Source organism: Pelagerythrobacter sp. (assembly GCF_041912895.1).
In the GTDB taxonomy this organism is placed as follows: Bacteria; Pseudomonadota; Alphaproteobacteria; order Sphingomonadales; family Sphingomonadaceae; genus Pelagerythrobacter.
The window spans coordinates 1,231,581-1,256,249 of record NZ_JAYSGI010000001.1 but is presented as its reverse complement, the minus strand read 5'-3'; the positions used below and the strand labels follow the sequence as shown (position 1 = coordinate 1,256,249).

At 67.0% G+C, this 24,669-nt stretch carries 34 protein-coding genes; 14 read left to right on the top strand and 20 right to left on the bottom strand.

What is annotated here, in order from left to right; genetic code table 11:
- Positions 1-7: 7 nt before the first annotated feature.
- Both ACE3QC_RS06395 and leuC read right to left on the bottom strand, forming a co-directional pair.
- Positions 8-412, bottom strand: a complete 405-nt coding sequence (locus ACE3QC_RS06395; protein WP_374406368.1) for a GFA family protein — start codon at positions 410-412, stop codon at positions 8-10.
- Positions 409-1,842, bottom strand: coding sequence for a 3-isopropylmalate dehydratase large subunit (gene leuC / locus ACE3QC_RS06390; protein WP_374406366.1), 1,434 nt, complete (start codon positions 1,840-1,842; stop codon positions 409-411). The genes ACE3QC_RS06395 and leuC overlap by 4 nt, the downstream gene beginning before the upstream one ends.
- 127 nt (positions 1,843-1,969) lie before the next feature.
- Between leuC and ACE3QC_RS06385 the strand changes: the two genes are divergently transcribed.
- Together ACE3QC_RS06385 and ACE3QC_RS06380 are read left to right on the top strand one after the other, a co-directional pair.
- A complete protein-coding gene (locus tag ACE3QC_RS06385; protein WP_374406364.1) occupies positions 1,970-2,371 on the top strand; it encodes an acyl-CoA thioesterase in 402 nt (133 codons plus the stop codon).
- Positions 2,372-2,389: 18 nt separating this feature from the next.
- Positions 2,390-2,908: a sterol desaturase family protein gene (locus ACE3QC_RS06380; protein ID WP_374406362.1), complete on the top strand. Its 519-nt coding sequence runs from the start codon at positions 2,390-2,392 to the stop codon at positions 2,906-2,908.
- An 89-nt stretch (positions 2,909-2,997) separates the two neighbouring features.
- Here the strand turns inward: ACE3QC_RS06380 and ACE3QC_RS06375 are convergent, their stop codons facing one another.
- The 14 genes from ACE3QC_RS06375 to ACE3QC_RS06310 form a co-directional block, all read right to left on the bottom strand.
- Positions 2,998-3,786, bottom strand: a complete 789-nt coding sequence (locus tag ACE3QC_RS06375; RefSeq protein WP_374406360.1) for a phytanoyl-CoA dioxygenase family protein — start codon at positions 3,784-3,786, stop codon at positions 2,998-3,000.
- A gap of 14 nt (positions 3,787-3,800) precedes the next feature.
- Positions 3,801-4,148, bottom strand: coding sequence for a YbaN family protein (locus tag ACE3QC_RS06370; protein ID WP_374406358.1), 348 nt, complete (start codon positions 4,146-4,148; stop codon positions 3,801-3,803).
- A gap of 22 nt (positions 4,149-4,170) precedes the next feature.
- Positions 4,171-4,329 (bottom strand): YqaE/Pmp3 family membrane protein, encoded by a 159-nt coding sequence (locus ACE3QC_RS06365; RefSeq protein ID WP_374406356.1) that lies wholly within the window; start codon positions 4,327-4,329, stop codon positions 4,171-4,173.
- A 172-nt stretch (positions 4,330-4,501) separates the two neighbouring features.
- On the bottom strand, positions 4,502-4,909 hold the full coding sequence (locus ACE3QC_RS06360; RefSeq protein WP_374406355.1) for a SufE family protein: 408 nt from the start codon (positions 4,907-4,909) through the stop codon (positions 4,502-4,504).
- Between the two features lie 204 nt (positions 4,910-5,113).
- A complete protein-coding gene (locus tag ACE3QC_RS06355) occupies positions 5,114-5,359 on the bottom strand; it encodes a hypothetical protein (protein ID WP_374406353.1) in 246 nt (81 codons plus the stop codon).
- A gap of 49 nt (positions 5,360-5,408) precedes the next feature.
- Complete coding sequence (locus ACE3QC_RS06350) at positions 5,409-5,657, bottom strand: hypothetical protein (protein WP_374406351.1); 249 nt, start codon at positions 5,655-5,657, stop codon at positions 5,409-5,411.
- Entirely contained in the window at positions 5,654-5,959 is a 306-nt protein-coding gene (locus ACE3QC_RS06345) for a hypothetical protein (protein WP_374406349.1), read from the bottom strand. Before ACE3QC_RS06345 ends, ACE3QC_RS06350 begins: the two co-directional genes overlap by 4 nt.
- A complete protein-coding gene (locus ACE3QC_RS06340; protein WP_374406347.1) occupies positions 5,956-6,294 on the bottom strand; it encodes a hypothetical protein in 339 nt (112 codons plus the stop codon). Before ACE3QC_RS06340 ends, ACE3QC_RS06345 begins: the two co-directional genes overlap by 4 nt.
- A complete protein-coding gene (locus ACE3QC_RS06335; RefSeq protein WP_374406346.1) occupies positions 6,291-6,638 on the bottom strand; it encodes a hypothetical protein in 348 nt (115 codons plus the stop codon). Before ACE3QC_RS06335 ends, ACE3QC_RS06340 begins: the two co-directional genes overlap by 4 nt.
- Positions 6,638-6,943, bottom strand: coding sequence for a hypothetical protein (locus tag ACE3QC_RS06330; RefSeq protein WP_374406344.1), 306 nt, complete (start codon positions 6,941-6,943; stop codon positions 6,638-6,640). Before ACE3QC_RS06330 ends, ACE3QC_RS06335 begins: the two co-directional genes overlap by 1 nt.
- 27 nt (positions 6,944-6,970) lie before the next feature.
- On the bottom strand, positions 6,971-7,348 hold the full coding sequence (pspC, locus tag ACE3QC_RS06325) for an envelope stress response membrane protein PspC (protein WP_374406342.1): 378 nt from the start codon (positions 7,346-7,348) through the stop codon (positions 6,971-6,973).
- Positions 7,345-7,641 (bottom strand): envelope stress response membrane protein PspB, encoded by a 297-nt coding sequence (gene pspB, locus ACE3QC_RS06320; protein WP_374406340.1) that lies wholly within the window; start codon positions 7,639-7,641, stop codon positions 7,345-7,347. Before pspB ends, pspC begins: the two co-directional genes overlap by 4 nt.
- Before the next feature lie 3 nt (positions 7,642-7,644).
- Positions 7,645-8,550, bottom strand: coding sequence for a phage shock protein PspA (pspA, locus tag ACE3QC_RS06315; protein WP_374406338.1), 906 nt, complete (start codon positions 8,548-8,550; stop codon positions 7,645-7,647).
- Complete coding sequence (locus tag ACE3QC_RS06310; RefSeq protein ID WP_374406336.1) at positions 8,547-8,699, bottom strand: hypothetical protein; 153 nt, start codon at positions 8,697-8,699, stop codon at positions 8,547-8,549. The genes pspA and ACE3QC_RS06310 overlap by 4 nt, the downstream gene beginning before the upstream one ends.
- A gap of 159 nt (positions 8,700-8,858) precedes the next feature.
- Between ACE3QC_RS06310 and pspF the strand changes: the two genes are divergently transcribed.
- On the top strand, positions 8,859-9,893 hold the full coding sequence (gene pspF / locus ACE3QC_RS06305) for a phage shock protein operon transcriptional activator (RefSeq protein WP_374406334.1): 1,035 nt from the start codon (positions 8,859-8,861) through the stop codon (positions 9,891-9,893).
- A 1-nt stretch (position 9,894) separates the two neighbouring features.
- Here the strand turns inward: pspF and ACE3QC_RS06300 are convergent, their stop codons facing one another.
- Positions 9,895-10,224, bottom strand: coding sequence for a type II toxin-antitoxin system PemK/MazF family toxin (locus tag ACE3QC_RS06300; RefSeq protein WP_374406332.1), 330 nt, complete (start codon positions 10,222-10,224; stop codon positions 9,895-9,897).
- Positions 10,221-10,478: an antitoxin MazE family protein gene (locus tag ACE3QC_RS06295; protein ID WP_374406330.1), complete on the bottom strand. Its 258-nt coding sequence runs from the start codon at positions 10,476-10,478 to the stop codon at positions 10,221-10,223. Before ACE3QC_RS06295 ends, ACE3QC_RS06300 begins: the two co-directional genes overlap by 4 nt.
- Positions 10,479-10,680: 202 nt before the next feature.
- On the opposite strand from ACE3QC_RS06295, the gene rimP reads away from it, so the two are divergent.
- The 5 genes from rimP to rbfA are packed head-to-tail and all read left to right on the top strand — an operon-like array spanning position 10,681 to position 16,599.
- Positions 10,681-11,247: a ribosome maturation protein RimP gene (gene rimP / locus ACE3QC_RS06290; RefSeq protein ID WP_374406329.1), complete on the top strand. Its 567-nt coding sequence runs from the start codon at positions 10,681-10,683 to the stop codon at positions 11,245-11,247.
- The gene (gene nusA, locus ACE3QC_RS06285) at positions 11,247-12,917 is read left to right on the top strand and encodes a transcription termination factor NusA (protein WP_374406327.1); all 1,671 of its coding nucleotides are present in this window, start codon (positions 11,247-11,249) and stop codon (positions 12,915-12,917) included. The genes rimP and nusA overlap by 1 nt, the downstream gene beginning before the upstream one ends.
- Positions 12,898-13,656: a DUF448 domain-containing protein gene (locus ACE3QC_RS06280; protein WP_374406325.1), complete on the top strand. Its 759-nt coding sequence runs from the start codon at positions 12,898-12,900 to the stop codon at positions 13,654-13,656. Before nusA ends, ACE3QC_RS06280 begins: the two co-directional genes overlap by 20 nt.
- 9 nt (positions 13,657-13,665) lie before the next feature.
- Positions 13,666-16,185: a translation initiation factor IF-2 gene (gene infB, locus ACE3QC_RS06275; RefSeq protein ID WP_374406323.1), complete on the top strand. Its 2,520-nt coding sequence runs from the start codon at positions 13,666-13,668 to the stop codon at positions 16,183-16,185.
- 18 nt (positions 16,186-16,203) lie between these two features.
- Positions 16,204-16,599, top strand: coding sequence for a 30S ribosome-binding factor RbfA (gene rbfA / locus ACE3QC_RS06270; protein ID WP_374406321.1), 396 nt, complete (start codon positions 16,204-16,206; stop codon positions 16,597-16,599).
- A gap of 6 nt (positions 16,600-16,605) precedes the next feature.
- Here rbfA and ACE3QC_RS06265 read toward each other — a convergent pair whose 3' ends face one another.
- Positions 16,606-18,219, bottom strand: a complete 1,614-nt coding sequence (locus ACE3QC_RS06265) for an AbgT family transporter (protein ID WP_374406319.1) — start codon at positions 18,217-18,219, stop codon at positions 16,606-16,608.
- Positions 18,220-18,336: 117 nt separating this feature from the next.
- Between ACE3QC_RS06265 and ACE3QC_RS06260 the strand changes: the two genes are divergently transcribed.
- The 6 genes from ACE3QC_RS06260 to ACE3QC_RS06235 all read left to right on the top strand — a co-directional run bounded on the left by ACE3QC_RS06260 (position 18,337) and on the right by ACE3QC_RS06235 (position 24,129).
- Positions 18,337-18,921, top strand: coding sequence for a thymidine kinase (locus ACE3QC_RS06260; RefSeq protein ID WP_374406317.1), 585 nt, complete (start codon positions 18,337-18,339; stop codon positions 18,919-18,921).
- Positions 18,922-18,961: 40 nt separating this feature from the next.
- Positions 18,962-19,645, top strand: a complete 684-nt coding sequence (locus ACE3QC_RS06255; RefSeq protein ID WP_374406315.1) for a site-2 protease family protein — start codon at positions 18,962-18,964, stop codon at positions 19,643-19,645.
- Position 19,646: 1 nt separating this feature from the next.
- Complete coding sequence (truB, locus tag ACE3QC_RS06250) at positions 19,647-20,627, top strand: tRNA pseudouridine(55) synthase TruB (protein WP_374406671.1); 981 nt, start codon at positions 19,647-19,649, stop codon at positions 20,625-20,627.
- Positions 20,628-20,632: 5 nt separating this feature from the next.
- Positions 20,633-20,902, top strand: a complete 270-nt coding sequence (gene rpsO / locus ACE3QC_RS06245; RefSeq protein WP_374406313.1) for a 30S ribosomal protein S15 — start codon at positions 20,633-20,635, stop codon at positions 20,900-20,902.
- Positions 20,903-21,073: 171 nt separating this feature from the next.
- Positions 21,074-23,377, top strand: a complete 2,304-nt coding sequence (gene pnp / locus ACE3QC_RS06240; protein ID WP_374406311.1) for a polyribonucleotide nucleotidyltransferase — start codon at positions 21,074-21,076, stop codon at positions 23,375-23,377.
- 71 nt (positions 23,378-23,448) lie between these two features.
- Positions 23,449-24,129, top strand: coding sequence for a spermidine synthase (locus ACE3QC_RS06235; protein WP_374406309.1), 681 nt, complete (start codon positions 23,449-23,451; stop codon positions 24,127-24,129).
- Positions 24,130-24,132: 3 nt separating this feature from the next.
- Here the strand turns inward: ACE3QC_RS06235 and ACE3QC_RS06230 are convergent, their stop codons facing one another.
- Positions 24,133-24,657, bottom strand: coding sequence for a DUF1993 family protein (locus ACE3QC_RS06230; RefSeq protein ID WP_374406307.1), 525 nt, complete (start codon positions 24,655-24,657; stop codon positions 24,133-24,135).
- Between the last annotated feature and the right edge of the window lie 12 nt (positions 24,658-24,669).

Below are 24,669 nucleotides of genomic sequence, written 5' to 3'. Positions count from 1 at the left end.
TTGCGGGTCAGAACGCCTTGCCGTCGCCGATATGGCCGGTGGCGGTGGTGACGAAATCGTCGGTTTCGTCGATCACGCCGCGCCCGTCCTGATAGCGGACCTCGATGCCGGCGAGTTCGTCCTGCACGAACAGCCTCATGTTGACGCCGATGCGCCCGAGCGCCGTGTTGCCGCTCGGCGTCCAGTGCGTGGCGCTGCCGCAGTGCGGGCAGAAGTGCATCGTCAGCCAGACGTCGGGCAAGTCGGCGCGCTGGAAGCCCTTGATCTCGCCGGTGAGCGTGAGTTCCTCGGGCGCGAAGTAGCCGTAGGCGCCGCCGGTCGAGCGGCACAGGCGGCAGTTGCAGATGTTGATGTACTCGGGCTTGCGCGGCAGTTCGAGCGTGACGCCCCCGCAGACGCAGCCTCCCTTCATCGGGCCAGCTCCCGCACGTCGGTCAGCCGCCCGGTCACGGCGACGGCGGCGGCCATCGCCGGGCTCATCAGGTGGGTGCGCGCGCCGGGGCCCTGGCGGCCGACGAAGTTGCGGTTGCTGGTGCTGGCGCAGCGTTCGCCCGGCGGCACCTTGTCGGGGTTCATCGCGAGGCAGGCCGAGCAGCCCGGTTCACGCCATTCGAGGCCCGCTTCGGTAAAGACCTTGTCGAGCCCCTCGGCCTCGGCCTGTCGCTTCACGAGGCCCGAACCGGGGACCACGATGGCCCACTTCACGCCGTCCGCCTTGCGCCGCCCGCGCAGCACCTCGGCGGCGGCGCGCAGGTCCTCGATCCGGCTGTTGGTGCAGCTGCCGATGAACACGTTCTCCACCGCTACCTCGGCCAGCCGCTGGCCGGGTTCGAGACCCATGTAGGCGAGGCTCTTGCGCGCCGCCTCCTGCTTGGCCGGATCGGCGAAGCTTTCGGGGGAGGGCACGCTGCCGCCGATCGGCACGGTATCTTCCGGGCTGGTGCCCCAGGTGACGGTCGGTTCGATATCGGCGGCGTCGATCGTGATCGACTTGTCGAAGATCGCGCCCTCGTCGGTGCGCAGCGTGCGCCACCATTCGACCGCGCGATCCCAGTCCGCGCCGCGTGGGGCGCACGGGCGACCTTCCAGGTAGGCGAAGGTCGTTTCGTCCGGCGCGATCAGCCCGGCGCGCGCGCCACCCTCGATGCTCATGTTGCAGACGGTCAGCCGGCCCTCGACGCTCATCGCCTCGAACACCGCGCCGCGATATTCGATCACGTGGCCGGTGCCGCCCGCAGTGCCGATCGCACCGATCACGTGCAGGATCAGGTCCTTGGGCGTCACGCCGGGCCCGAGCTTGCCCTCGACCCGGACCTCCATCGTCTTCGATTTGCGCAGCAGCAGCGTCTGCGTGGCGAGCACGTGCTCGACCTCGCTGGTGCCGATTCCGAAGGCGAGCGCGCCGATCCCGCCGTGCGCGGCGGTGTGGCTGTCGCCGCACACGATGGTGGCGCCGGGCAGTGAGAAGCCCTGTTCCGGGCCGACGACGTGGACGATGCCTTGCTCTGCGGCGGTCGCGTCGATGTAGCGGATGCCGAAGTGGGGCGCGTTGCGCTCCAGCGCGGCGAGCTGTTCGGCGCTCTGCGGGTCGGCGATCGGCAGGCGCTGGCCGCTCGCGTCGAGCCGCGCGGTGGTCGGCACGTTGTGGTCGGGCACCGCCAGCGTCAGGTCGGGGCGGCGGACCGTGCGCCCGTTCGCGCGCAGTGCCTCGAACGCCTGCGGGCTGGTGACTTCGTGGACGAGGTGGCGGTCGATGAAGATCAGGCTGGTGCCGTCTTCGCGGATTTCCACGACGTGGGCGTCCCAGATCTTCTCGTACAATGTGCGGGGGCGGCTGGCCATCGCGCTTGGCTATGCCCGCCGCCTGGGCCGGACAAGATGGGAAAACTTGGCCGCGCTCAAGGCTTGGCCTTGTCGAAGCCCCGAGAATTGCAATGCAATCGCAACGAATGCGTGGTAGCTTACACCCATGTCAGCAAAGTCCTTCGCCTTTCCGATCACGGTCGTGCCCGACGACATCGATTTCATGGGCCACGTCAACAACGCCCGCTACCTCAACTGGGTGCAGGAAGCGGTGCTAGCGCACTGGCGCAAGCTGGCCCCGGCGGACGAGGTGGCGAGCAAGGCTTGGGTCGCGCTCAAGCACGAGATCACCTACCGCAAGCCCGCCTTCCTGGAAGACGACGTGATCGCGCGCACCGTGCTCGAATCGATCAAGGGCGCCCGCGCGTTCTATTCCACCGTCATCCATCGCGGGGAGGAAGTGCTGGCCGAGGTCAAATCGAGCTGGTGCTGCATCGACGCCGAAACCCTGCGCCCCGCGCGGATCGGCGAGGAAGTGTCGCGGTTCTTCTTTCCCAAGGGCGAATAGCGTATACCGGATCGCGCCATGAGCGTGATCGTACCCCTGCTGATCGTAATCGCCACCGTCGCCGCGATGGAGTGGGTCGCCTGGGCGAGCCACAAGTACGTGATGCACGGGTTCGGCTGGGCATGGCACCGCGACCACCACGAACCGCACGACAAGCTGCTGGAGAAGAACGACCGCTTCGCCCTGTTCGGCGCCGCGCTGAGCATCGCCATGTTCGCAGCTGGCAGCGAGTGGGTGCTGGGCGAGGCGGCCTGGTGGCCGGGCACGTGGATCGGGCTGGGCGTGCTCGCCTACGGGGTGATCTATACGCTGGTGCACGACGGGCTGGTCCACCAGCGCTATTTCCGCTGGGTGCCCAAGCGCGGCTACGCCAAGCGGCTGGTGCAGGCGCACAAGCTGCACCACGCGACGGTGGGCAAGCACGGCGGGGTGAGCTTCAGCTTCGTCCTCGCGCGCGATCCGGCCAAGCTGAAGGCCGAACTGAAACGCCAGCGCGAAGCGGGCGTGGCCGTAGTGCGGGATAGCGCCGCCAGGTGACGCTCCTCACGGATGGAGAAAGTGCGACTTTCTCGGCTTTTCGCTTTGATAGCATGGCGTTGGAGGAAAACGATAAGCGCCCGCAGTGGCTATCCGTCCTCGTCGATCGCCTGCCGGATGGCGATCTCCACCGGCGAGTAGTGGGCATCCACGCGGTCGAGTGAGAGCGGCTCGCGCGGGAGCAGCGGGGGCTGGGCGAGGAAGCGCGGGTTGGCGCCGCGATGGGCTTGCGCGGCGTGGACGAGGAAGGGGTGGCACAGATAGACGGTGCCCGCTTCGCCCGTCGCCGCGATCTCAGGCCGATGCGCCGATCCGGTAAAACCGTCCGCCGCCAGTTCGCGCAAGGTCAGTCCGGCCTCGCCCGCCGGGGCGAGTTGGCGCGCGATATCGATATGCGATCCCGCGCGGATGCGGGTCGGCGCGTCGTCCGGCCCGGTGTCGGAAAACAGGAACAGCATCAGCAGCGCGCGGCCCCGGCTGGAGACGTTGGCGCGCCATTCCATGAAGTCGGGCTGGTCCTCGCCGAAACTCATGTCGACATGCCACCCGTCGTCGCTCGGCGCATCGGGTGAGGGGAAGCGGACGACGAAAGTACCGAGCGCGTCGCGCGGCAGCCAGCGGCCCGGCCCGACCAGTTGATCGAACGCACGGTGCAGCGCCGGCGTGTTCACGGCCGCGCGAAACGGCGGCTGGCCGAACTGGCCGAGCCGGATCACCGGCTGCGTCCATGTCGCGCGGTCGTTCGGGTCGCACCCGGTCGCCCGCCACAGGATCGCCCGCGCCTCCTCCGCCAGCGCGCGGTCGAAGCCGCGGTCGATGCGGACGAAGCCATCGCGGATGAAGGCTTCGATTTCGGCGAGGCCGAGGGTGTCGTTCATATGACCGGCTACCCTCACTCGTTGCGCGTCGCGATCCAGGTGCCGCAGATTACGAGGATCGCGAGGGATACGAGATACCACGGGTGGCCCAGCGTGTACCAGGTGACGAGCGCGCCGACGGTCATCGCGCCGATCGCCATCGTCTTGGCGCGGCGGCTGATTGCGTGGCGTTCGCGCCAGTCGCGCACCTGCGGTCCCCAGTGGGGATGGTCGAGGATCTTCTGCTCCCACGCCGGATTGCTGCGCGCGAAGCAATAGACCGCGAGCAGCAGGAACGGCACCGTGGGCATCAGCGGCAGCACCGCGCCGACCGCGCCGAGCGCGACGGAGACGATCCCCGCTGCGAGATAGAGGCGGCGCACGCTTTCGGGCCCGTTCTCGCCGTTACCGCATGTAGTTGACGTAGACGGCGTGGATCAGCCCGGGCACGTAGAGGATGATCGTGAGCACCAGGTTGATGAGGAAATCGCGGTTCAGCCCGTGCTTGAGCGCCACGCCGAGCGGCGGAAGCAGGACGGTCGCGATCAGGATGATGATGGGCATGGTGTGGTCCTTGCAGCTTGCCGTCGCCCCGCCTGGCCGAGCGGCGGGCGAGGAGATCACGGCGTGTTGGAAATGCTGAAAGGAAAGCGCGCAGGCGGCGAGGCGGTTCCGCGCACCGGCTTATTCAGCCGCGATGCGCGCGGCGATCATCGGGCCGCGATGCGCGCGGCGGTCATCCGGCCGCGATACGTGCGGCGTGATCCTGCACCAGCGCGATCATGTTCGGCACGCCCTGCGTGCGGTTGGAGCTGAGCTGGTTCTTGAGATCGAACGGCGCGAGCGCGGCGGCGACGTCCATCTGCGCGACCTCCGCGGCCGGCCGATCCTGCACCGCGGCGATCACCAGCGCGACGATGCCCTTGGTGATCGCGGCGTTGCTGTCGGCGAGGAAGTGCAGCGTGTCGCCCTCGGTGGTAGGATAGACCCACACGGCGGCGGAACAGCCGCGCACCAGCGTCGCGTCGGTCTTGAGCGCGTCGGGCATGGTTTCGAGCTCTCGGCCCAGTTCGATCAGCAGGCGATAGCGTTCGTCGCCTTCGAGGAACTCGTATTCTTCGGCGATGTCTTCGAGGGTTCGCATGAAGCGGCAGGTAGGGCGAGGTCGGCGAAAACGGAAGGGGCTTGGCAATGGCGGGCGCGCATTCCTCCCCGTGTCGGGGAGGTGGCAGCGAGTGCGCCAGCGCTCGATGACGGAGGGGAACAGGCAGCTATCGTAACGCTTGCGGCGCGTGCCCCTCCACCCCGCCGCTTCGCGTCGCGGTCCCCCTCCCCGTGCCGGGGAGGATTATAGATCCACGCCGCTGGCGATGGCTTCGAGCTTGCGGATGCGCTCTTTCAGGTCGGCGATCTCGATCCGCGCGGCACCGAGCGGGGCGCCGCCTTCGATCTCGCGCGCCGGGCCTCCGATGCGCTCCAGTTCGCGCTGCTTGAGCGCGAGCCAGCTTTGCCAGCCGTGCAACACGGCGAATGCGACGATGCCGATGGCGGCGAGCGCTGCGGCGGCGGTGATGATCTGGTCGCTCATGGGCATTGCTCCTTTCGCCTGTATCGTTTTGGCGTGTCCTTCGATCGGCTGCGCGTTACCGGTCGCGCAGCCTCTCTATCTCGTCGGCGATCGCCTTTGCCTCGCGCCCATCGACGGTGATCTGTTCGAGCACCTTGATCCGTTCGCGCAGGTCGTCGATCTCGCGCCGCGCCTCGGGGTCGTGGTCCTGCTGCTGAACATGCTTCGCATCGCTGCGGCCGGAGCGCGAATTGTAACGCGCGATCCGCATGCAGGCGAAAGCGACGATCGCGACGATGACGACCAGTGCGGTGCCCATGCTCATCGTGCATTCTCCTTCACAGTGCGTCCGTCGATCTCGTGCAGATCGCGCAACTGCTCGATCTGCGCGGCGAGATCGGGGCTGCGGTCGGTCGCGATGCGTTCGAGCACGCGGACGCGTTCCTCCAGCCGGGCCGCTTCGGCGTCACTGGTTTGCCCGGCCTTGGCCTCGGCCATGCGCACTTGCAGTTCCAGTTCCTTCGTGCGGTTCTTCAGCTTGGTGCTGTGCGCGTCGAGCCAGATGCCCGCGGCAACGATCACGGTAAGCATGAGCGCGCAGAAGGCGATGGCTTCGGGCCAGCTCATTGGACTTTGCCCTTGTCGAGACGCAGGCTCTCGATCTCGTGGGTCAGGCCGTATCCGCTGTCGGTGACGATCTTTTCCACGCTGACCATGCGATCCTTGAGCGAGCCGATTTCGGCGCGCAGCTCGGCGTTTTCCTGCGTGAGGAGCCTGATGCGTTCGGCCGCCTGGCCATCGGTGGCGGGCTTGAGCGATTGGCCCCACATGCCTTCCAGCGGATAGCCGTGCTTGATCCTCAGGCGGGTGTTGTGGACCCAGCCGACCACCCCGGCGAGCGAGACGAGCACCGCGCCGCCGATGATCCACGGCAGGAATGTCATGATCTGGTCGGGGCTCATCGTGCTTTCTCCCTGTTGTCGATGTCGAGCGGCGTGCCGCGATCGGTATTGTTATCGGTGTGGCGCAGGGCCTCGATCTGTTCGGCCACGCCGTAGCCCTTGTCGGTGACGATGCGTTCGAGCACCGCGACCCGGTCGTGGACCGATTTCAGCTCGCCGCGCAGCGCGGCGTTCTCGCGCTTGAGCTCGGCCTTGGAGGCATCGTCCGACGTGCGTTCGGTCGTGCCGCCCCATTCGTTCTCCAGCGCGTAGCCGTGCTTGGCGCGGATCCAGTTGTTGATCAGCCATCCGCCGGTGCTCAGCACGATGATGGCGATGACGAAAGCGGGGCCGCCCCAGTCCATCACACCGTCTCCTTGCGATCGGCGGGCAGGGGGACGCCGTTGCCGAGATCCTCGACCTCGCGCTGGTCGCGCAAGGCTTCGATCTGCGTCGCGACGTCGTAGCCGCGGTCGGTCACGATGCGCTCGAGCACGCGGACTCGCTGTTCGAGCTCGGCGACCCGGCTCGAATACTGCGCGGCCTGTTCGGCGGTCTGGCTGGCGGTGGCGGCGATGCGCTTTTCTTCCAGCCGGCTGTGCTTCACGATCCAGACGATTCCCAGGACCATGAGAAATGGCGCCAGCGGTACGAGAATTCCCCATTCCATCGTGCGTGTCCTCTTTCTTCCGCGCGCTCAGCGCAGGCGTTCGATTTCGGCGTTGAGGCGCGGGTTGGACGAGACGTAGTAGGTTTCCACGTCGGCCAGGCGGCGGTCGATGTCGCGCATCCGGGCGCGGATTTCGCGCGCGGTGCGCTTCGGGCTCTGCCGCACGCGCTGCCAGTACTGCTGTTCCTCCCGGTCGACGTAGAGGTGCGGCGGCTTCTTGTTCAGCAGGATGCCGGCGATGAAATAGAACGGGATGGTCATGCCGCCCGCCACGAAGGTCAGTCCGATCAGGCCCATGCGGACCCAGAAGGCGTTGACCCCGGTGTAGTCGGCGATCCCGGAGCAGACGCCCATCAGCTTGGCGTTCTGCTTGTCGCGATAGAGCGTGGTGCGCGGGCTGTTCACTGCTGGGCTCCCTTCTTTTCGGCGAGCAGGCGATCCAGCTCGCGCAGTTTCTCGTTGTCGACCTCGCGGTCGTGGACCAGGCGGGCAGGGCGGAAATCGGGGTTGTCGCTGGCGACCAGCCGTTCCACCGTGTCCATCCGCTCGTCGAGCCGCTTGGACAGGCTGTAGAGTTCCTCGAGCAGCGCCTCGTCGTCGGTGGTGATCGTGGCGGAGGTCTTCCACTTGGTGATGTAGTGGAGGATGATCCACGGGAGCGCGATGAAGATCGCGACGATTGCGAGCACTTCTTCCACCGGTCAGTCCTCCTTGTTTTCGTTGTTCTTGCCGAGCGCGCGTTTCATCGCCTCGAGTTCCTCGTCCACCTTGTCCGAGCCTTCGAGCGCGGCGATCTCGTCGGACAGCGAAAGCTGGCCGCTGCCGTCCGACAGCGAGAGCGCGTCGGCGCGGCCCTCGGCGTAGTCCACCCGGCGTTCGAGCTGGTCGAAGCGGCTCAATGCCTCGTCGGTCCGCTCGGTGCTCATCAGGGTGCGCAGCTTGACGCGGTTCTCGGCGCTTTCGAGGCGCGCGGCGATCGCGGTCTGGCGGCTGCGGGCTTCGCGCAGGCGCTGCTGCAGCTTGGCGATGTCCTGCTCGTAGGCGCGCAGGGCATCGTCGAGCACGCCGATCTCGCTCTTGAGCTGCTCGCTCATGTCGGCCGCCTTCTTCTTCTCGACCAACGCGGCGCGGGCGAGATCCTCGCGGTCCTTGCTGAGCGCGAGCTGCGCCTTCTCGCCCCAGTCGGCCTGGAGCCGTTCGAGCTTGACCGTGTGACGGTGCATTTCCTTCTGGTCGGCGATCGTGCGGGCGGCGCTGGCACGGACCTCGACCAGCGTTTCCTCCATCTCGAGGATGATCATGCGGATCATCTTCGATGGGTCGTCAGCCTTGTCGAGCATGTCGTTGAAGTTGGCGGCGATGATGTCGCGCGTGCGGCTGAAAATGCCCATCAGGGGTGCTCCGTTGAAATTGAAATCGTTCGACCAGCCGCCACCGCCCGCGCGGGCGTGGGAATGGCCCTGGGTCGGGCGGCCCTGAGTCGGGGTCGGGCTGGTGCGCAACCGCTCGACCTCCTCGTCGAGCCGCGAGGGGCGGGTATGGGCCGGAGCGCGGGGGGACTGGGGGGTGTCGCGCTCCGGCCCAAGGGGATCGGTCGGCTTGGTCACGCCAGATCCACCTGTTCGCAACCTATCGTCGCGGCCATCGCCGGAGTCGCCTGCATCTGGCCGCTGAGCGCCACGAACAGCGCCATCGCGGCAACGCTGGTGATGGAAGCCTGCCCCAGCTTGCTCTGTAGGAAGCGGCGGTCGAACATGGCGTGGTCCCTTTGTTGAAAACTCGGTTACGCCATCGAATTAGCAAGCGGTGTGCCAAACTTGAAAAAATGAATGTTGTCAGATGCTTGCATATTGGCCGTCAGCACTCGGTTGGTTTCTGTTGCCAACAATCGGTGAAAATCACTATATCTCGGCACATGGAGCGCGATAGCCAGTTCATCGGCCAGTCCGGGGCCTTCCTCGACGCGGTCGAACGTGCCAGCCGCGCCGCGCCGATGCGCCGCCCGGTGCTGGTGATCGGCGAGCGCGGGACGGGCAAGGAACTGATCGCCGAACGCCTCCATCGCCTTTCCACCCGGTGGGACGAGCCGCTCGTCACCATGAACTGCGCCGCGCTGCCCGAAACGCTGATCGAAGCTGAATTGTTCGGGCACGAGGCAGGCGCGTTCACCGGTGCGACCAAGGTTCGTGCCGGACGGTTCGAGGAAGCCGACAAGGGCACGCTTTTCCTCGACGAACTGGGCACGCTGTCGATGGCCGCGCAGGAACGGCTGCTGCGCGCGGTCGAATACGGCGAGGTCACGCGCATCGGCTCCTCGCGCCCGATCCGGGTCGACGTGCGCATCGTCGCCGCGACCAACGAGGATCTGCCCGCTCTGGCCGAGCGCGGCGAGTTCCGTGCCGACCTGCTCGACCGGCTGAGCTTCGAGGTCATCACCCTGCCGCCGCTGCGCGTGCGCGAGGGCGACGTGGAAGTGCTCGCCGAATACTTCGGGCGGCGCATGGCGGCGGAACTGCACTGGGAGGGGTGGCCGGGCTTCGCCGACCATGTGCAGCGCCAGCTGGAGGACCACCTCTGGCCCGGCAACGTGCGCGAATTGCGCAACGTGATCGAGCGCGCGGTCTATCGCTGGGACAGCTGGGACGACCCGATCGGCCACGTCCAGTTCGACCCGTTCGAAAGCCCGTGGAAACCGTTCGCCCCCGCGACTCGCCAAGCCGCCCCTAAGGCCGAAGCGGCAGGCCCGGCATCCGCTCCGCAAGCGGCCGGGCCCGACTACGATACGATCGCCGACCTGCGCGCCGCGGTCGACGCGCACGAGCGTTCGATCGTCGAGCACCACCTCGGCGCGAACCGCTGGAACCAGCGCCAGACCGCCAAGGCGCTCGGCCTGAGCTACGACCAGCTACGGCATTGCATCAGGAAGCATGGGCTGATGGAAGGCGAGTAGGCTAGCGGGCGAACCCCAGGACGGGCAGTAGCTTTCGCTCCAGCTCGATCAGGACAAGCTCGCCGACTGAGCCGATCCGTTTGCGAAGGCGCGTACGGCGCATCACGCTCAACTTTTCCAGCATGATCCAACTATTGGTCTGTAGCCCTGTCGAACCGCCAGCTTCGATGGCCACGCGGAGCAGCGGTATATCGACCGACATCGAGGTCAACGGCAAGACCAGTATGGAGTCGGTATCGCTAAAGTGATCGCTTTGGAGGATTATCCAAGGGCGAGGCTTTCCGGCGAAATCCGAAGTTTCCGTGCCGATCCAGATTTCGCCTCGCTTCACGAGTCGCTTGCGGCCTCCTCGGCGGCATCGAGTTCGGCCAGCCATTCATCGGTAATAGCATCGATAAACTTCTGCACGTCCTCGCTGTCCGAGCATTGCGCAGCCAGCCTGGATTGCCGCTTCGCTTCGGCGATGAAGGCTGGATCATTCACGTCAGGAAGCCAGAATTGCTTGGGCTTGAGGCCGAGCGCTCGCATCTTTGCGCGATGCCTTGCGGTGCGTTCGGCGCTGGAAAGGGGTTCGTGCTTGCCCATCGCAATCTCCGTTACATGTAACGTAATGGATCGAGCATCTTTATACAATACGTGCGGCCTATTGCCTTTCGCGGAACTCGCGCCTATCTGGCCATCAATCCCGACATTGTCGCGACACTGTAGGGGCTGGCGCCGCGAGGGGCCGGCCGAAACGCTCTTGGGCAACCTGCCTGTCGCAAACGTCGTGTAAACCGGAGACCGAATGGCCGATCTGGCGCGCCTGAAAGAGATCGTCGAACCCGAAGCCAAAGCGCTCGGGTTCGAGCTCGTGCGCGTCAAGATGATCGCTTCGGAAGCCGGGGACGGCGGGCAGGCGCTGCAGATCATGGCCGAGGATCCGGCGACCGGGCAGCTCGTGCTCGACCAGTGCGCCGCGCTTTCGCGCCGCGTCTCCGAGCGGATCGACGCGCTGGAGGAGCAGGGCGAGGTGCTGGTCGAGGGTGCCTACCATCTCGAGGTCAGCTCGCCCGGCATCGACCGCCCGCTCGTGCGCGAGAAGGACTATGCCGACTGGGCCGGGCACGAAGCGAAGATCGCGCTCGCGGACAAGATCGACGGGCACCGCAATCTGCGCGGGCTGCTCGCCGGGTTCGAGGACGGCAAGGCATTGATCGACGACCGCAAGGCGGGCCGCATGGCGGTGCCGCTGGATGCGATCCATTCGGCGAAGCTCGTCCTCACCGACGAACTGATCGCCGCGACACAACCTCTCGACACCACCGGTGCCGAGGAAATCGACGAAGTCACAGAAGAGAAGGCTGACGACTGATGGCCAGTGCAATTTCCGCCAACAAGGCCGAGCTGCTCGCGATCGCGAACTCGGTCGCTTCGGAAAAGATGATCGACAAGGCGATCGTCATCGAGGCGATGGAAGAAGCGATCCAGAAGAGCGCGCGCAACCGCTATGGCGCGGAGAACGACATTCGCGCCAAGCTCGATCCGCAGACCGGCGACTTGCGCCTGTGGCGCGTGGTCGAGGTGGTGGAAGAGGTCGAGGACTACTTCAAGCAGGTCGACCTCGAAGCCGCGCAGAAGCTCGATGGCGAGGCCAAGCTGGGCGACTTCATCGTCGATCCGCTGCCGCCGGTCGATCTCGGCCGCATCGACGCGCAGAGCGCCAAGCAGGTGATCTTCCAGAAGGTCCGCGATGCCGAGCGCGAGCGTCAGTTCGAGGAATTCCAGGATCGCGCGGGCGAAGTCATCACCGGCGTCATCAAGTCGGTCGAATTCGGCCACGTGATCGTCAACCTCGGCCGGGCCGAGGGCGTCATCCGCCGCGACCAGCAGATCCCGCGCGAGGCAGCGCGTGTCGGCGAGCGGGTGCGTGCGCTGATCACCAAGGTGGAACGCAACAACCGCGGGCCGCAGATCTTCCTCAGCCGCGCGCACCCCGAGTTCATGAAGAAGCTGTTCGCGCAGGAAGTGCCCGAGATCTACGACGGCATCATCTCGATCGAGGCGGCCGCGCGTGATCCTGGCAGCCGCGCCAAGATCGGCGTCATCAGCCGCGACAGCAGCATCGACCCGGTCGGCGCCTGCGTCGGCATGAAGGGCAGCCGCGTGCAGGCCGTGGTGCAGGAACTGCAGGGCGAGAAGATCGACATCATCCCGTGGAGCGAGGACACCGCGACTTTCGTGGTCAACGCGCTCCAGCCCGCCACCGTCGCCCGCGTCGTGCTCGACGAGGACGAGGGGCGGATCGAGGTGGTCGTGCCCGACGACCAGCTTTCGCTCGCGATCGGCCGCCGCGGCCAGAACGTGCGCCTCGCCAGCCAGCTCACTGGCCACCAGATCGACATCATGACCGAAGAAGAGGCGAGCGAGAAGCGGCAGAAGGAATTCGCCGAACGCTCCAAGATGTTCGAGGAGGAGCTCGACGTCGACGAGACGCTGAGCCAGCTGCTGGTCGCCGAAGGCTTCGCCGAGCTGGACGAGGTCGCCTACGTCGAGCTGGAGGAACTCGCCTCGATCGAGGGCTTCGACGAGGAACTGGCCGAAGAGCTGCAGAACCGCGCCACCGAAGCGCTCGAGCGCCACGAGGAAGCGGCACGCACCGAGCGCCGCGAACTGGGCGTCGAGGATGCGCTGGCCGAAATCCCGCACCTCTCCGAAAAGATGCTGGTCGTGCTGGGCAAGGCGGGCATCAAGACGCTCGACGATCTGGCCGACCTCGCGACCGACGAGTTGATCGCCAAGAAGCGCGAAGCGCCGCGCCGCCGCAACAACAGCCCCGACGGCCCGCCGATGCGCCGCGCCCCGGTGCGCGAGCAGGACAAGGGCGGCGTGCTGGGCGAATACGGCCTGTCCGAAGAGCAGGGCAACGAGATCATCATGGCGGCCCGCGCGCACTGGTTCGAAGACGAGGAACCCGCTGCAGTGCCCGCCGCCGCCGAGGAACCCGCGACCGAGGAGGCCGCGAATGCGGACTCCGAACAATGAGCGCCTGACGCCCGACATCGCCGGAGCCGCCCGCGCGGAGAAATCCGCGCCGGAGCGGCGCTGCATCCTCTCCGGGGAGCATGACGCGCGCGACGCGCTGGTCCGCCTGGCGATTTCGCCGGAAGGGCTGGTGCTGCCCGATCCGCTGGCGAAGGCGCCGGGGCGGGGCGCGTGGATCGGCGTCACCCGTGCCGAACTCGAGGCGGCGATCGCGAAAGGCAGGCTGCGCGGCGCGCTCGCCCGCGCCTTCAAGGGCGCGCCGCTGACCGTGCCCGAAGACCTGCCGCAGAAGGTCGACGACGCGCTCGTGCGCGTGCTGCTCGACCGGCTGGGACTCGAAATGCGCGGCGGAAGGCTTATCTTGGGCTCCGACCGGATCGTCGAGCACGCGCGCAGCGGCCGCGTGGCGCTGCTGCTTCACGCCGCCGACGCGAGCGAGGACGGATCGCGCAAGCTCGATCAGGCATGGCGCGTCGGGCGCGATGCGGAGGGAACCGGCGAGAGGGGCGTGCGCTTGCCACTGGACCGGGCGGCGCTGTCTGTGGCATTGGGCCGCGACAATGTCGTCCACCTGGCGCTGGCCGATGATGCTGCGGCCGGACGGATCGTGTCGATCCTCGCGCGCCTGCTGCATTTCAGGGGCCTTGCGGCCGCAATGGACACCGATGCGCCGGGCCGCCCGGCACATCGTGGCAACCCGGTTCCGGCCGGGGACGCCGATCGAGATTTTGAAGGATAGACGAGTTTTATGAGCGACACCGACAACCAGCGCCCCCGCAAGCCGTTGAGCCTGAAGGGCGGTTCGGGCGAGGTCAAGCAGACCTTCAGCCACGGCCGCACCAACAAGGTCGCGGTCGAGGTGAAGCGTCGCCGCAAGCTCGTGAAGCCGGGCGAAGCGGCCCCGCCGCCGCCTCCGCCGCCCCCGGCACCTGCGCCGGCACCCGAGCCGGCCCCCGCACCGGTCGCGAAGAAGCCCGCGCCCAAGAAGGTCGCGCCTTCGGGCGAGACTCCGCAGGAACGCGTCGCGCGTCTCCAGCGCGAGGCCGAGGAAGATCGCCTGCGGCTGGCCGAGGAAGCCCGCCGGCGCGACGATCAGGCCGCGAAGCAGGCCGCCGAGGACGAGAAGAAGCGCGCGGAAGACAACCGCAAGGCGGCCGAAGAAGCCGAGCAGCGCGCCGCCGAGGAAGCCGCCGCCGCGCCGGCCGAGGATACGGCCGAACCGGAGGGCGACTCTGCCGCGCCTGCGACGGGGGGTGAAGCCTCGCCTTCGCCCGCGCCGCGCCGCTTCACTCCGGTCGCCCGGCCCGAGCCGAAGAAGCCGGAAAAGAAGAAGAAGGACGAAAAGCGCAGCGCCGCGACCACCGAACGGCCGGACAAGCGCCGCTCGGGCAAGCTCAGCGTGACCAAGGCGCTCAACGAGGACGAAGGACGCCGCGCCCGTTCGCTCGCCGCGCTCAAGCGCGCGCGCGAGAAGGAGCGCCGGATGCACGGCGGCCCGTCGCGACCGCGCGAGAAGCAGGTGCGCGACGTGGTCGTGCCCGAGGCGATCACCGTGCAGGAACTCGCCAACCGCATGGCCGAGAAGGGCGCCGACCTGGTGAAGGCGCTGTTCAACATGGGCATGATGGTCACCGTCAACCAGACGATCGACGCCGATACGGCCGAGCTGCTGGTCGAGGAATTCGGCCACAACATCAAGCGCGTGTCCGAAGCCGATATCGACATCGCCGCCGTCGAGGACAACGATCCGGAAGAGACGCTGAAGCCGCGCCCGCCGGTCGTCACGATCATGGGCCACGTCGATCACGGCAAGACCAGCCTGCTCGACGCGCTGCGCGGCACCAATGTCGTGAAAGGCGAGGCCGGGGGCATCACCCAGCACATCGGCAGCTATCAGATCAAGACCAAGGGCGGTGATGCGATCACCTTCCTCGACACGCCGGGCCACGCCGCGTTCACCGAAATGCGCGCGCGCGGCGCCAACGTGACCGATATCGTCGTGCTGGTGGTCGCCGCCGACGACGGGATCATGCCGCAGACGATCGAGGCGATCAATCACACCAAGGCCTCGGGAGTGCCGATGATCGTGGCGATCAACAAGATCGACAAGGACGGCGCGAACCCGAAGAAGATTCGCGAGCGCCTGCTCGAACACGAAGTGATCGTGGAAGAGATGTCGGGCGACGTGCAGGACGTGGAAATCTCCGCGCTCAAGAAGACCGGGCTGGACGATCTGATCGACAAGATTGCGCTCCAGGCCGAACTGCTCGAGCTGAAGGCGCGGCCCGACCGCGATGCCGAAGCGACGGTGATCGAGGCGCAACTCGACAAGGGCCGCGGCCCCGTCGCCACCGTGCTCGTCACCCGCGGCACGCTGAAGCGCGGCGACACCTTCGTGGTCGGCACCCAGAGCGGCCGCGTGCGCGCGCTGGTCGACGATCAGGGCAAGCAGATCAAGGAAGCCGGCCCCTCGATGCCGGTCGAGGTCCTCGGCCTCGGCGGCGTGCCGATGGCGGGCGACCAGCTCACCGTGGTCGAGAACGAGCAGCGGGCCCGCGAAGTCGCGCAGTATCGCCAGGAAAAGGCGACCGAGAAGCGCACCGCGCTGGCCCCGACCAGCTTCGACACCATGTTCACCAACCTCCAGTCGGACGTGGTCGAATTCCCGGTGCTGGTGAAGGCGGACGTGCAGGGCAGCGTGGAGGCGATCAACACCGCGCTCCACAACCTGTCGAACGATCTCATCAAGGTGCGCGTGCTCCACGCGGGCGTGGGCGCGATCACGGAAAGCGACGTGCAGCTCGCTGCCGCTTCCAAGGCGCCGATCATCGGCTTCAACGTGCGCCCCAACGCCAAGGCGCGCGACCTGGTGAAGCGCGACAACGTGCGCATGATGTACTACGACGTCATCTATCACCTGACCGAGGAAATCGCGAAGGAGATGGCGGGCGAGCTCGGGCCGGAACGGATCGAGACGGTCGTCGGCCGCGCGCAGGTCAAGGAAGTGTTCCGCTCCGGCAAGCGCGACAAGGCTGCCGGCCTGCTGGTGGAAGAAGGCGTCATCCGCAAGGGCCTCCACGCCCGTCTCACGCGCGAGGACGTCATCGTTTCGGCCACGACGATCGCGAGCCTGCGGCGCTTCAAGGACGACGTGGACGAAGTCCGCGCCGGGCTCGAATGCGGCGTGGTGCTGGCCGACACCAACGACATCAAGGCGGGCGACCAGCTCGAGGTGTTCGAGGTGGAGGAGCGCGAGCGGACGTTGTAAGTCCGCTCGTCGCTGCGCATGTCACGCAACCAGTCCACGCCCGAGCAGCAGTCGGTCCGCGTCCTCAAGGTGGGCGAGCGGGTGCGGCACATCCTCAGCGAATTGCTCGCGCGCGGCGAGGTGCACGACGAGGTGCTGACCGCTCATTCGGTATCCGTCACCGAGGTGCGGATGACGCCCGACCTGCGCAACGCCAACGCCTATGTTAAGCCGCTGCTGGGCGAGGACGAGGCGGCGGTGTTGAAGGCGCTGCGCACCAACACCGCGTTCTTCCAGCGCGAGGTCGCCAAGCGCCTCGGCCTGAAATTCGCACCGAAACTGCAGTTCAAGCCCGACGAGAGCTTCGACGAAGCCGCGCGGATCGAGCGCCTGCTGCACGATCCGCGCGTCGCGCGCGATCTGGACGAAGACTAGCCGCGGCTAGATCGCGTCTGCCGGTGCGGTGGGCGCCACCGTCGCCGGAACCTCCATGAACACGCTCGCGCCGGGGCCGAGCGGCAGGTCGAGTGCGACCCAGCCGATCGTCATCGCCAGCCCCATCACCAGCAGCCCGATCGAATAGGGCAGCATCGTCGCGGCCAGGCTGCCGAGGCCGAAATCCTTCTGCCAGCGCTGGCAGAAGATCAGGATCAGCGGGAAATAGACCATCAGCGGAGTGATGATGTTCGTCGCCCCGTCGCCCACGCGATAGGCGGCGGTCGCCATTTCGGGCGTGATGCCGAGCAGCATGAGCATGGGCACCAGCACCGGGGCGAGCAGCGCCCACTTGGCGCTGGCCGAACCGACGAAGATGTTGAGCAGCGCCGACACCACGATGATCGCGGCGAGCAGCGCCCACGCGGGCAGGCCGAGCCCGCCGAGGAAGTCCGCCCCGCCGACCGCGAGGATCAGCCCGAGGTTCGACCACGCGAACATCGCCACGAAATGCGCGGCGGCGAAGGCGAGCACGAGGTAATAGGCCATGTCCTCCATCGAACCGGCCATCATCTTCACGAGGCCGCGATGGTCGGAAATCGTCCCCGCGCCCGACCCGTAGGCCCAGCCGGCGAGCAGGAACAGCAGGAAGAACCCGGCCACGAGGCTCTGATAGAACGGCGTCAGCCGCGCTTCGGCGGTGGCGGTCTCGTCGATCAGCGGGGTGCCGGGGCCGAAGGTGAAACCGAGCCACAGCGCGACGACGCCGAGCACGGCCAGTCCCGCGCGGCGCATGCCCTTGCGCTCGCCGTCGGTCAGAGCCCGATCGGTCTGGTCGCCTTCGGCCTCGCGCCCGGCCATCGCCGCGTTCCACGGGCCAAGCCGCGGCTCGATGATCCTGTCGGTGACGTACCAGATGACCGGGAGGAACAGCACCGTCATCGCGGCGATGAAATACCAGTTGCCGACGATGTTGGCGGTGAAATCGCCGAACACCGTCTCCACCGCGGCTTCGGTGATGCCGAACAGCAGCGCGTCGAGCTGGCCCGGCAGGAGATTGGCGGAAAAGCCGCCCGACACGCCCGCGAAGGCTGCGGCGATCCCGGCGACCGGATGGCGCCCGGCGGCGTGGAAGATGATCCCCGCCAGCGGCACCAGCACGACGTAGGCCGCGTCGGCCGCGAGGTTGCCCATCATGCCCACGAACGCAACGATCGGCGTCAGGAGGAACTTGGGCGCGTTGCGCACGCCCGCGCGCATCGCGGTGCCGAACAGCCCCGCGCGCTCGGCCACGCCCGCGCCGAGCATGACGACGAGCACGTAGCCCAGCGGATGGAAGTGCGTGAACGTCGCAGGCATCTCCACCCACAGCCGCTGAATGTTCTCCGCCGAGAGCAGGCTGGCGGTCGCGATCACGCGCGGTTGCCCGGTCGCCTCGTCGAGTTCGGTGGGGTGGAGCGCGGACCAGCCGAGCAGGCTGCCGATCACCGAGATCGCGATCAGCCCGGCGATCAGCCAGAAGAACAGGAACACCGGGTCCGGCAGCTTGTTGCCGCTGCGCTCGATCCAGCCGAGTATCCCCTTCTGCGCCGGCGCGCCCGCCACTGCTGCTTCCGCCACCTTGCCATCCTCTCTGTTCGTCCCTCGATCCGGCGCTAGCATCGCGGCGCGCGCCTGTCGCCTCGCTTAACATTTCATGCTGTTGACGAATCCGCGCGCCGGTTTAGCGGAAGGCGCATGGCCAAGCTCTATTTCTACTACGCCAGCATGAATGCGGGCAAATCGACCACGCTGCTGCAGGCCGATTTCAACTATCGCGAGCGCGGGATGGCGACGATGCTGTGGACCGCCGCGCTCGACGACCGGGGCGAGCATCAGGCGATCGAGAGCCGCATCGGCCTGGGCGCCGATGCCCACCGTTATTCGCCCGACACCGACCTGTGGCAGCGGGTCACCGCCGCGCACAAGGCAGAGCCGGTCCACTGCGTGCTGATCGACGAGGCGCAATTCCTCACTCGCGACCAGGCCTGGCAATGCGCACGGCTGGCGGACGAAGTGAACATCCCGGTGCTGTGCTACGGCCTGCGCACCGATTTCCAGGGCGAGCTGTTCGAAGGCTCCGCCGCGTTGCTCGGCATCGCCGACGCGCTGATCGAACTGAAGGCCGTCTGCCACTGCGGGCGCAAGGCGACGATGAACCTGCGCGTCGACGCCACCGGCGCGGCGGTGAGCGAGGGCGCGCAGACCGAAATCGGCGGCAACGACCGCTACGTGGCACTGTGCCGCAAGCATTTCAGCGAGGCGCTGGGATCGGCCCATTAACGGGGTGTTTTGTGATCCGCCGCACCCTATCTAGCCCGCCATGACCGACACGCTGATCCTTGCCGCGATCCTGATCCCCTGCCTGATCGTCGCGATCGTGTTCCACGAGGTCGCGCACGGGTGGACCGCACTTGCGCTCGGCGATCCGACCGCGAAGGAGCAGCGGCGGCTGTCGCTCAACCCGATCCGCCATGTCGATCCGGTCGGCACGGTGATCGTACCCGGCGCGCTGGCGCTGTTCGGCGGGCCGGTGTTCGGCTGGGCGAAGCCGGTGCCGGTGCGGCAGAACCGGCTGGACAATCCGCGCTATGGCATGATGGCGGTCGCCGCCGCCGGCCCCGCGAGCAATCTGGTGATGGCGCTGATCGCGGCGATCGCGCTCGGTCTGATCGCGGGAACGATCACCGCCGCGCCGACCGGCGTGCTGGCGTGGGTGCTGACCGGGATCAACTATTTCATCGTCATCAACATCTTCCTCGCGCTGTTCAACCTGTTGCCGATCCCGCCGTTCGACGGTTCGCATATCGTGCAAGGTTTGCTGCCGCGCTCGATGGCCGCGCAATATGCGAAGCTGCAGCAGGTCGGCATGTTCCTGCTGATCGCGCTGATCGCGATCACCTGGGCGTTTCCGGGCAGCGGGATCATCGAGCATGTCGTGCTGCCGCCGGTCGAGTGGCTGCGCGAGAAGTACCTCGCGCTGGCACTGTGGGTGGCAGGTGGCTGATATCCCGAACGGCTGGATCATCCTCGACAAGCCGCGCGGGCTGGGCTCGACGCAGGCGGTCGGCGCGGTCAAGCGCAACTTGCGCGAAGGCGGCCATGGCAAGGCCAAGGTCGGTCACGGCGGCACGCTCGACCCGCTGGCCGAAGGCGTGCTGCCGATCGCGCTGGGCGAAGCGACCAAGCTCGCCGGGCGGATGCTCGATGCGAGCAAGACGTACGAGTTCACCGTGCAGTTCGGCGAGGAGACCGACACGCTCGATGTCGAGGGCGAGGTCGTGGCGCGATCGGATCGCCGGCCTCCACTGGCGGCGGTGGCGGCGATCCTGCCGCATTTCACGGGCGCGATCGAGCAGGCGCCGCCCGCCTTCTCCGCGATCAAGGTCGATGGCCAGCGCGCCTACGATCGCGCGCGAGCCGGCGAAGCGGTGGAAATGAAGCTACGAAGCGTCACGATCCACTCGTTGGAAATGCTGGGCGAGCGCAGTGGACGGCCGGTCGGATCGAGCTTCGCGACCACCGCAGGTCGGCCCGATCCGTTCGATCCTGCCGCGCCGCTTGAGCTTGCGGACAGCGTGACACTCGTCACCCACGTCTCGAAGGGCACCTACATCCGTTCTCTCGCACGCGATATCGCCCATGCCCTTGGAACCGTGGGGCATGTGACTTATCTCAGGCGCACGAAAGCCGGCCCGTTCACTGAGAACCAGGCGATTTCGCTGGACACGCTCAACGAAATCGGTAAGGGCGCGCGGCTTGAAGACCACCTCCTGCCGCTCGAGGCGGGGCTGGACGGTATCCCGGCCCACCAACTCGATCCGGAAAGCGCGCAGGCGGTCCGCCAGGGCCGGGTCCTTTCCGGAATGCCCCATCCCGACGGGCTCCTCCTCGCGAAAGCCGGCAGCGTGCCGGTCGCGCTGATGGAAGTCCACGCGGGGACGGCGAAAGTCGTCAGGGGCTTCAACATCCCCGATACCGCGGAGTAAAGAGAATGTCGGTCACCGCCGAAAAGAAGCAGGAAATCATCAAGGACAACGCGCAGACCAAGGGCGACACGGGTTCCCCCGAGGTGCAGGTCGCGATCCTGACCGAGCGTATCCGCAACCTGACCGAGCACTTCAAGGGCCACCACAAGGACAACCACTCGCGCCGCGGCCTGCTGACGATGGTCAACAAGCGCCGCAGCCTGCTCGCCTACCTCAAGAAGGTCGATGTCGAGCGGTACAACGCGCTGATCCAGAAGCTGGGTCTGCGGAAATAAGAGTTTCTCGAAGGGGCGGCTCCAAGGGCCGCCCCTTCGTCCATCCGGCATCCTTCGCAATCCGGCGGAGGGGCCCGGGGCCGGAAACAAGGCTCCGCACCGGACCGGGACGGAATACCCGGCAAGCAAATCCCGCCGATGCAATAGGGCCGGCGGGCTGAAGGAAAATACATGTTCGACACGAAAACCGTATCGCTGGAGTGGGGCGGAAAGACCCTCACTCTGGAAACCGGGCGCATCGCCCGTCAGGCCGACGGCGCCGTTCTGGCGACCTACGGCGAGACCGTGGTGCTGTGCGCCGTGACCGCCGCCAAGTCGGTCAAGGAAGGGCAGGATTTCTTCCCGCTCACCGTCCACTACCAGGAAAAATTCTCCGCTGCCGGGCGCATCCCGGGCGGCTTCTTCAAGCGCGAGGCGCGCCCGACCGAAAGGGAAACGCTGACCAGCCGCCTGATCGATCGCCCGGTCCGCCCGCTGTTTCCCGAAGGTTTCTACAACGAGATCAACGTGATCGCGCAGGTCCTGTCGTATGACGGCGAGACCGATCCCGACATCGTGGCGATGATCGCCGCGTCGGCCGCGCTGACGATCTCGGGCGTGCCCTTCATGGGCCCGATCGGCGCCGCGCGCGTCGGTTTCCGCAACGGCGAATACGAACTCAACCCGGCCGCCGCCAAGGCGCTGGACGAGGACGGCCGGCTCGACCTCGTCGTCGCCGCGACGCAGGACGCGGTAATGATGGTCGAATCCGAGGCCAAGGAACTGACCGAGGACGAGATGCTCGGCGCGGTGATGTTTGCGCACGAGGAATCGCGCAAGGTCATCAAGGCGATCGTCGATCTCGCGGAACAGGCCGCGAAGGACCCGTGGGACCTCGCGCCGGTCGAGGACAAGTCGGCGAAGCTCGAGAAGCTGCGCGGCGTGATCGGCGCCGACCTCGAGGCGGCCTACAAGATCACCAACAAGGCGCAGCGTCAGGACGCGGTCAACGCGGCGCGCGAAAAGGCCCGCAATGCCTTCGCCGACCTCGCCGAAAGCGATCCCGCCGAATACCTCGGCACGCTGAAGCTGGTGAAGAAGCTCGAAAGCGACATCGTTCGCGGTTCGATCATCAAGGACGGCACGCGCATCGACGGCCGCAAGGTCGATCAGGTCCGCCCGATCGAGGCGATGGTCGGCTTGCTGCCGCGCACCCACGGCTCGGCGCTGTTCACCCGCGGCGAGACGCAGGCGATCTGCACCACCACGCTGGGCACCAAGGACGCCGAGCAGATGATCGACGGGCTGGAAGGCCTCTCGTACTCGCCGTTCATGCTGCACTACAACTTCCCGCCCTATTCGGTCGGCGAAGTGGGTCGCTTCGGCTTCACCGGCCGGCGCGAGATCGGCCACGGCAAGCTCGCCTGGCGCGCACTGCACCCGGTGCTGCCCAAGCACGAGGATTTCCCGTACACGATCCGTATCCTGTCCGACATCACCGAGTCCAACGGCTCGAGCTCGATGGCGACGGTGTGCGGCGGCTGCCTCGCGATGATGGACGCGGGCGTGCCGATCGAACGCCCCGTGTCGGGCATCGCGATGGGCCTGATCCTGGAAGGCGACGAGTTCGCCGTGCTGAGCGACATCCTCGGTGACGAGGATCACTTGGGCGACATGGACTTCAAGGTCGCGGGTTCGGAAGCGGGCATCACCTCGCTGCAGATGGACATCAAGATCGCCGGCATCACGCAGGAGATCATGAAGACCGCGCTCGAGCAGGCGAAGGCCGGCCGCGCGCACATCCTGGGCGAAATGAACAAGGCGCTGGGTTCGGCCCGCACCGACGTTTCCAAGCACGCCCCGCGCATCGAGACGATGCAGATCGACAAGTCGAAGATCCGCGACGTGATCGGCACCGGCGGCAAGGTGATCCGCGAGATCGTGGCCGAGACCGGCGCCAAGGTCGACATCGACGACGAAGGCACGATCAAGATCTCGTCCTCCGACCTCGACCAGATCGAGGCGGCGAAGAACTGGATCCTCGGCATCGTCGAGGAACCGGAGATCGGCAAGATCTACAACGGCAAGGTCGTCAACATCGTCGACTTCGGCGCGTTCGTGAACTTCATGGGCGGCAAGGACGGGCTCGTCCACGTCTCCGAGATGAAGAACGAGCGGGTCGAGAAGCCGACCGACGTCGTCTCCGAAGGCCAGGAAGTGAAGGTCAAGGTGCTCGAGATCGACAATCGCGGCAAGGTCCGCCTGTCGATGCGCGTCGTCGACCAGGAAACCGGCGAGGAGCTGGAGGACACCCGTCCCCCGCGCGAACCGCGCGGTGACCGTGGCGACCGTGGCCCGCGCGGCGGCGGTGGCGACCGTCGCGGCGGACGTGGCGGTGGCCGTGGCGGCGACCGCGATCGCGGCCCGCGTCGCGATCGTGACGGCGGCCGGGATGGTGGCGGCGAGAGCCACGTGCCCGACTTCCTGAAGGACTGATCCTTCTTGCAATGATCGAAGGAAGGGGCCGCGAGCGTTTCGCGGCCCCTTTCGTTTTGAAAGGCAGGCCGATGCTTCCCCGCGAAACCCTCGCCACCGCGCAGATCCCCGGCGGCGACACGCTGACGCTGGTCAGCCACGGGCGCGATTTCGTCATCATGCTCGGGCGCGACGAGCTAATGGGCACGCGCATGCGCTTTTCGGAAGAGCAGCTCGCCGAACTGACGCTGGCGCAGCTTTCGCTGAGCCGCCCGCGCGTGCTAATCGGCGGATACGGCATGGGCTTCACCTTCCGCGCGGCGCTGGCGAACGTGCCCGAGGGCGGCAGCGTGACGGTGGCCGAGGTCGTGCCCGAAATCCTCGACTGGGCGCGCGGCCCGCTGGCCGAACTGACCGGCGATTGCCTGAACGATCGGCGCGGGGAAGTGGTGATCGCCGATGTCGCGGCGCTGGTCGACGATGCCGGGGACGGCACCACGCCGCGTTACGACGCGATCCTGCTCGATGTCGACAACGGCCCCGACGGGATCGTGCGCGAGGGCAACGAACGGCTCTACACCCGCACCGGCATCGCCCGCCTGCGCGACGCGCTGAACCCGGGCGGCCTGCTGGCGGTGTGGTCAGCCGCGCCCGATCACAAATTCGCCCGCCGCCTCAAGGATGCCGGTTTCGCGGTCGAGGAGCGCACGGTTCGTGCGCGCCCGAACAACAAGGGCCCGCGCCACACGATCTGGTTTGCACGCCGTCCGTGAGGATCAGCGCGGCTGGAGCCACAACCGGCCCATGTAGTCGCGCTTGCCGACCGGCACGCCCTTCATCCGCAGCAGATCGTAGGCGGTCGTCGCGTGGAAATAGAAATTCGGCTGGCTGAAGCTGAGCAGGAATTTTTCGGCGGTGAAGTCCATGAAGGTGTCGCGGATGCGGAACACCATCGGCCGGCCGATCCAGCTTTCCATCTCGGCCTCGTCGGCGGCTTCGAGCGCCGCGATCGCGCTGACCAGCCTGTCGCGCAGCGCGTCGAAGCTGTCCGGCGGCGTGGCCGTGTCGGGCGAGAACACGCCTTCGCGCACCCCCTCCAGTGCGCCCTGCGTGTGGACCGCGACGCTTTTTACCTGATAATCGAACGCGAACATGTCTTCGGCCAGCCGCGCGCCGATCAATTCGCCGGGCGCGCATCCCTGCTCGGCGCACCACGCCTCCGCCTTGTCGACCAGCTTGCGGGTCGATCCCAGCATCTGCAGAGCGCTGGGGACGAAAGCGGAATGAAGCGATAGCGGCATTGGCAGGACCTC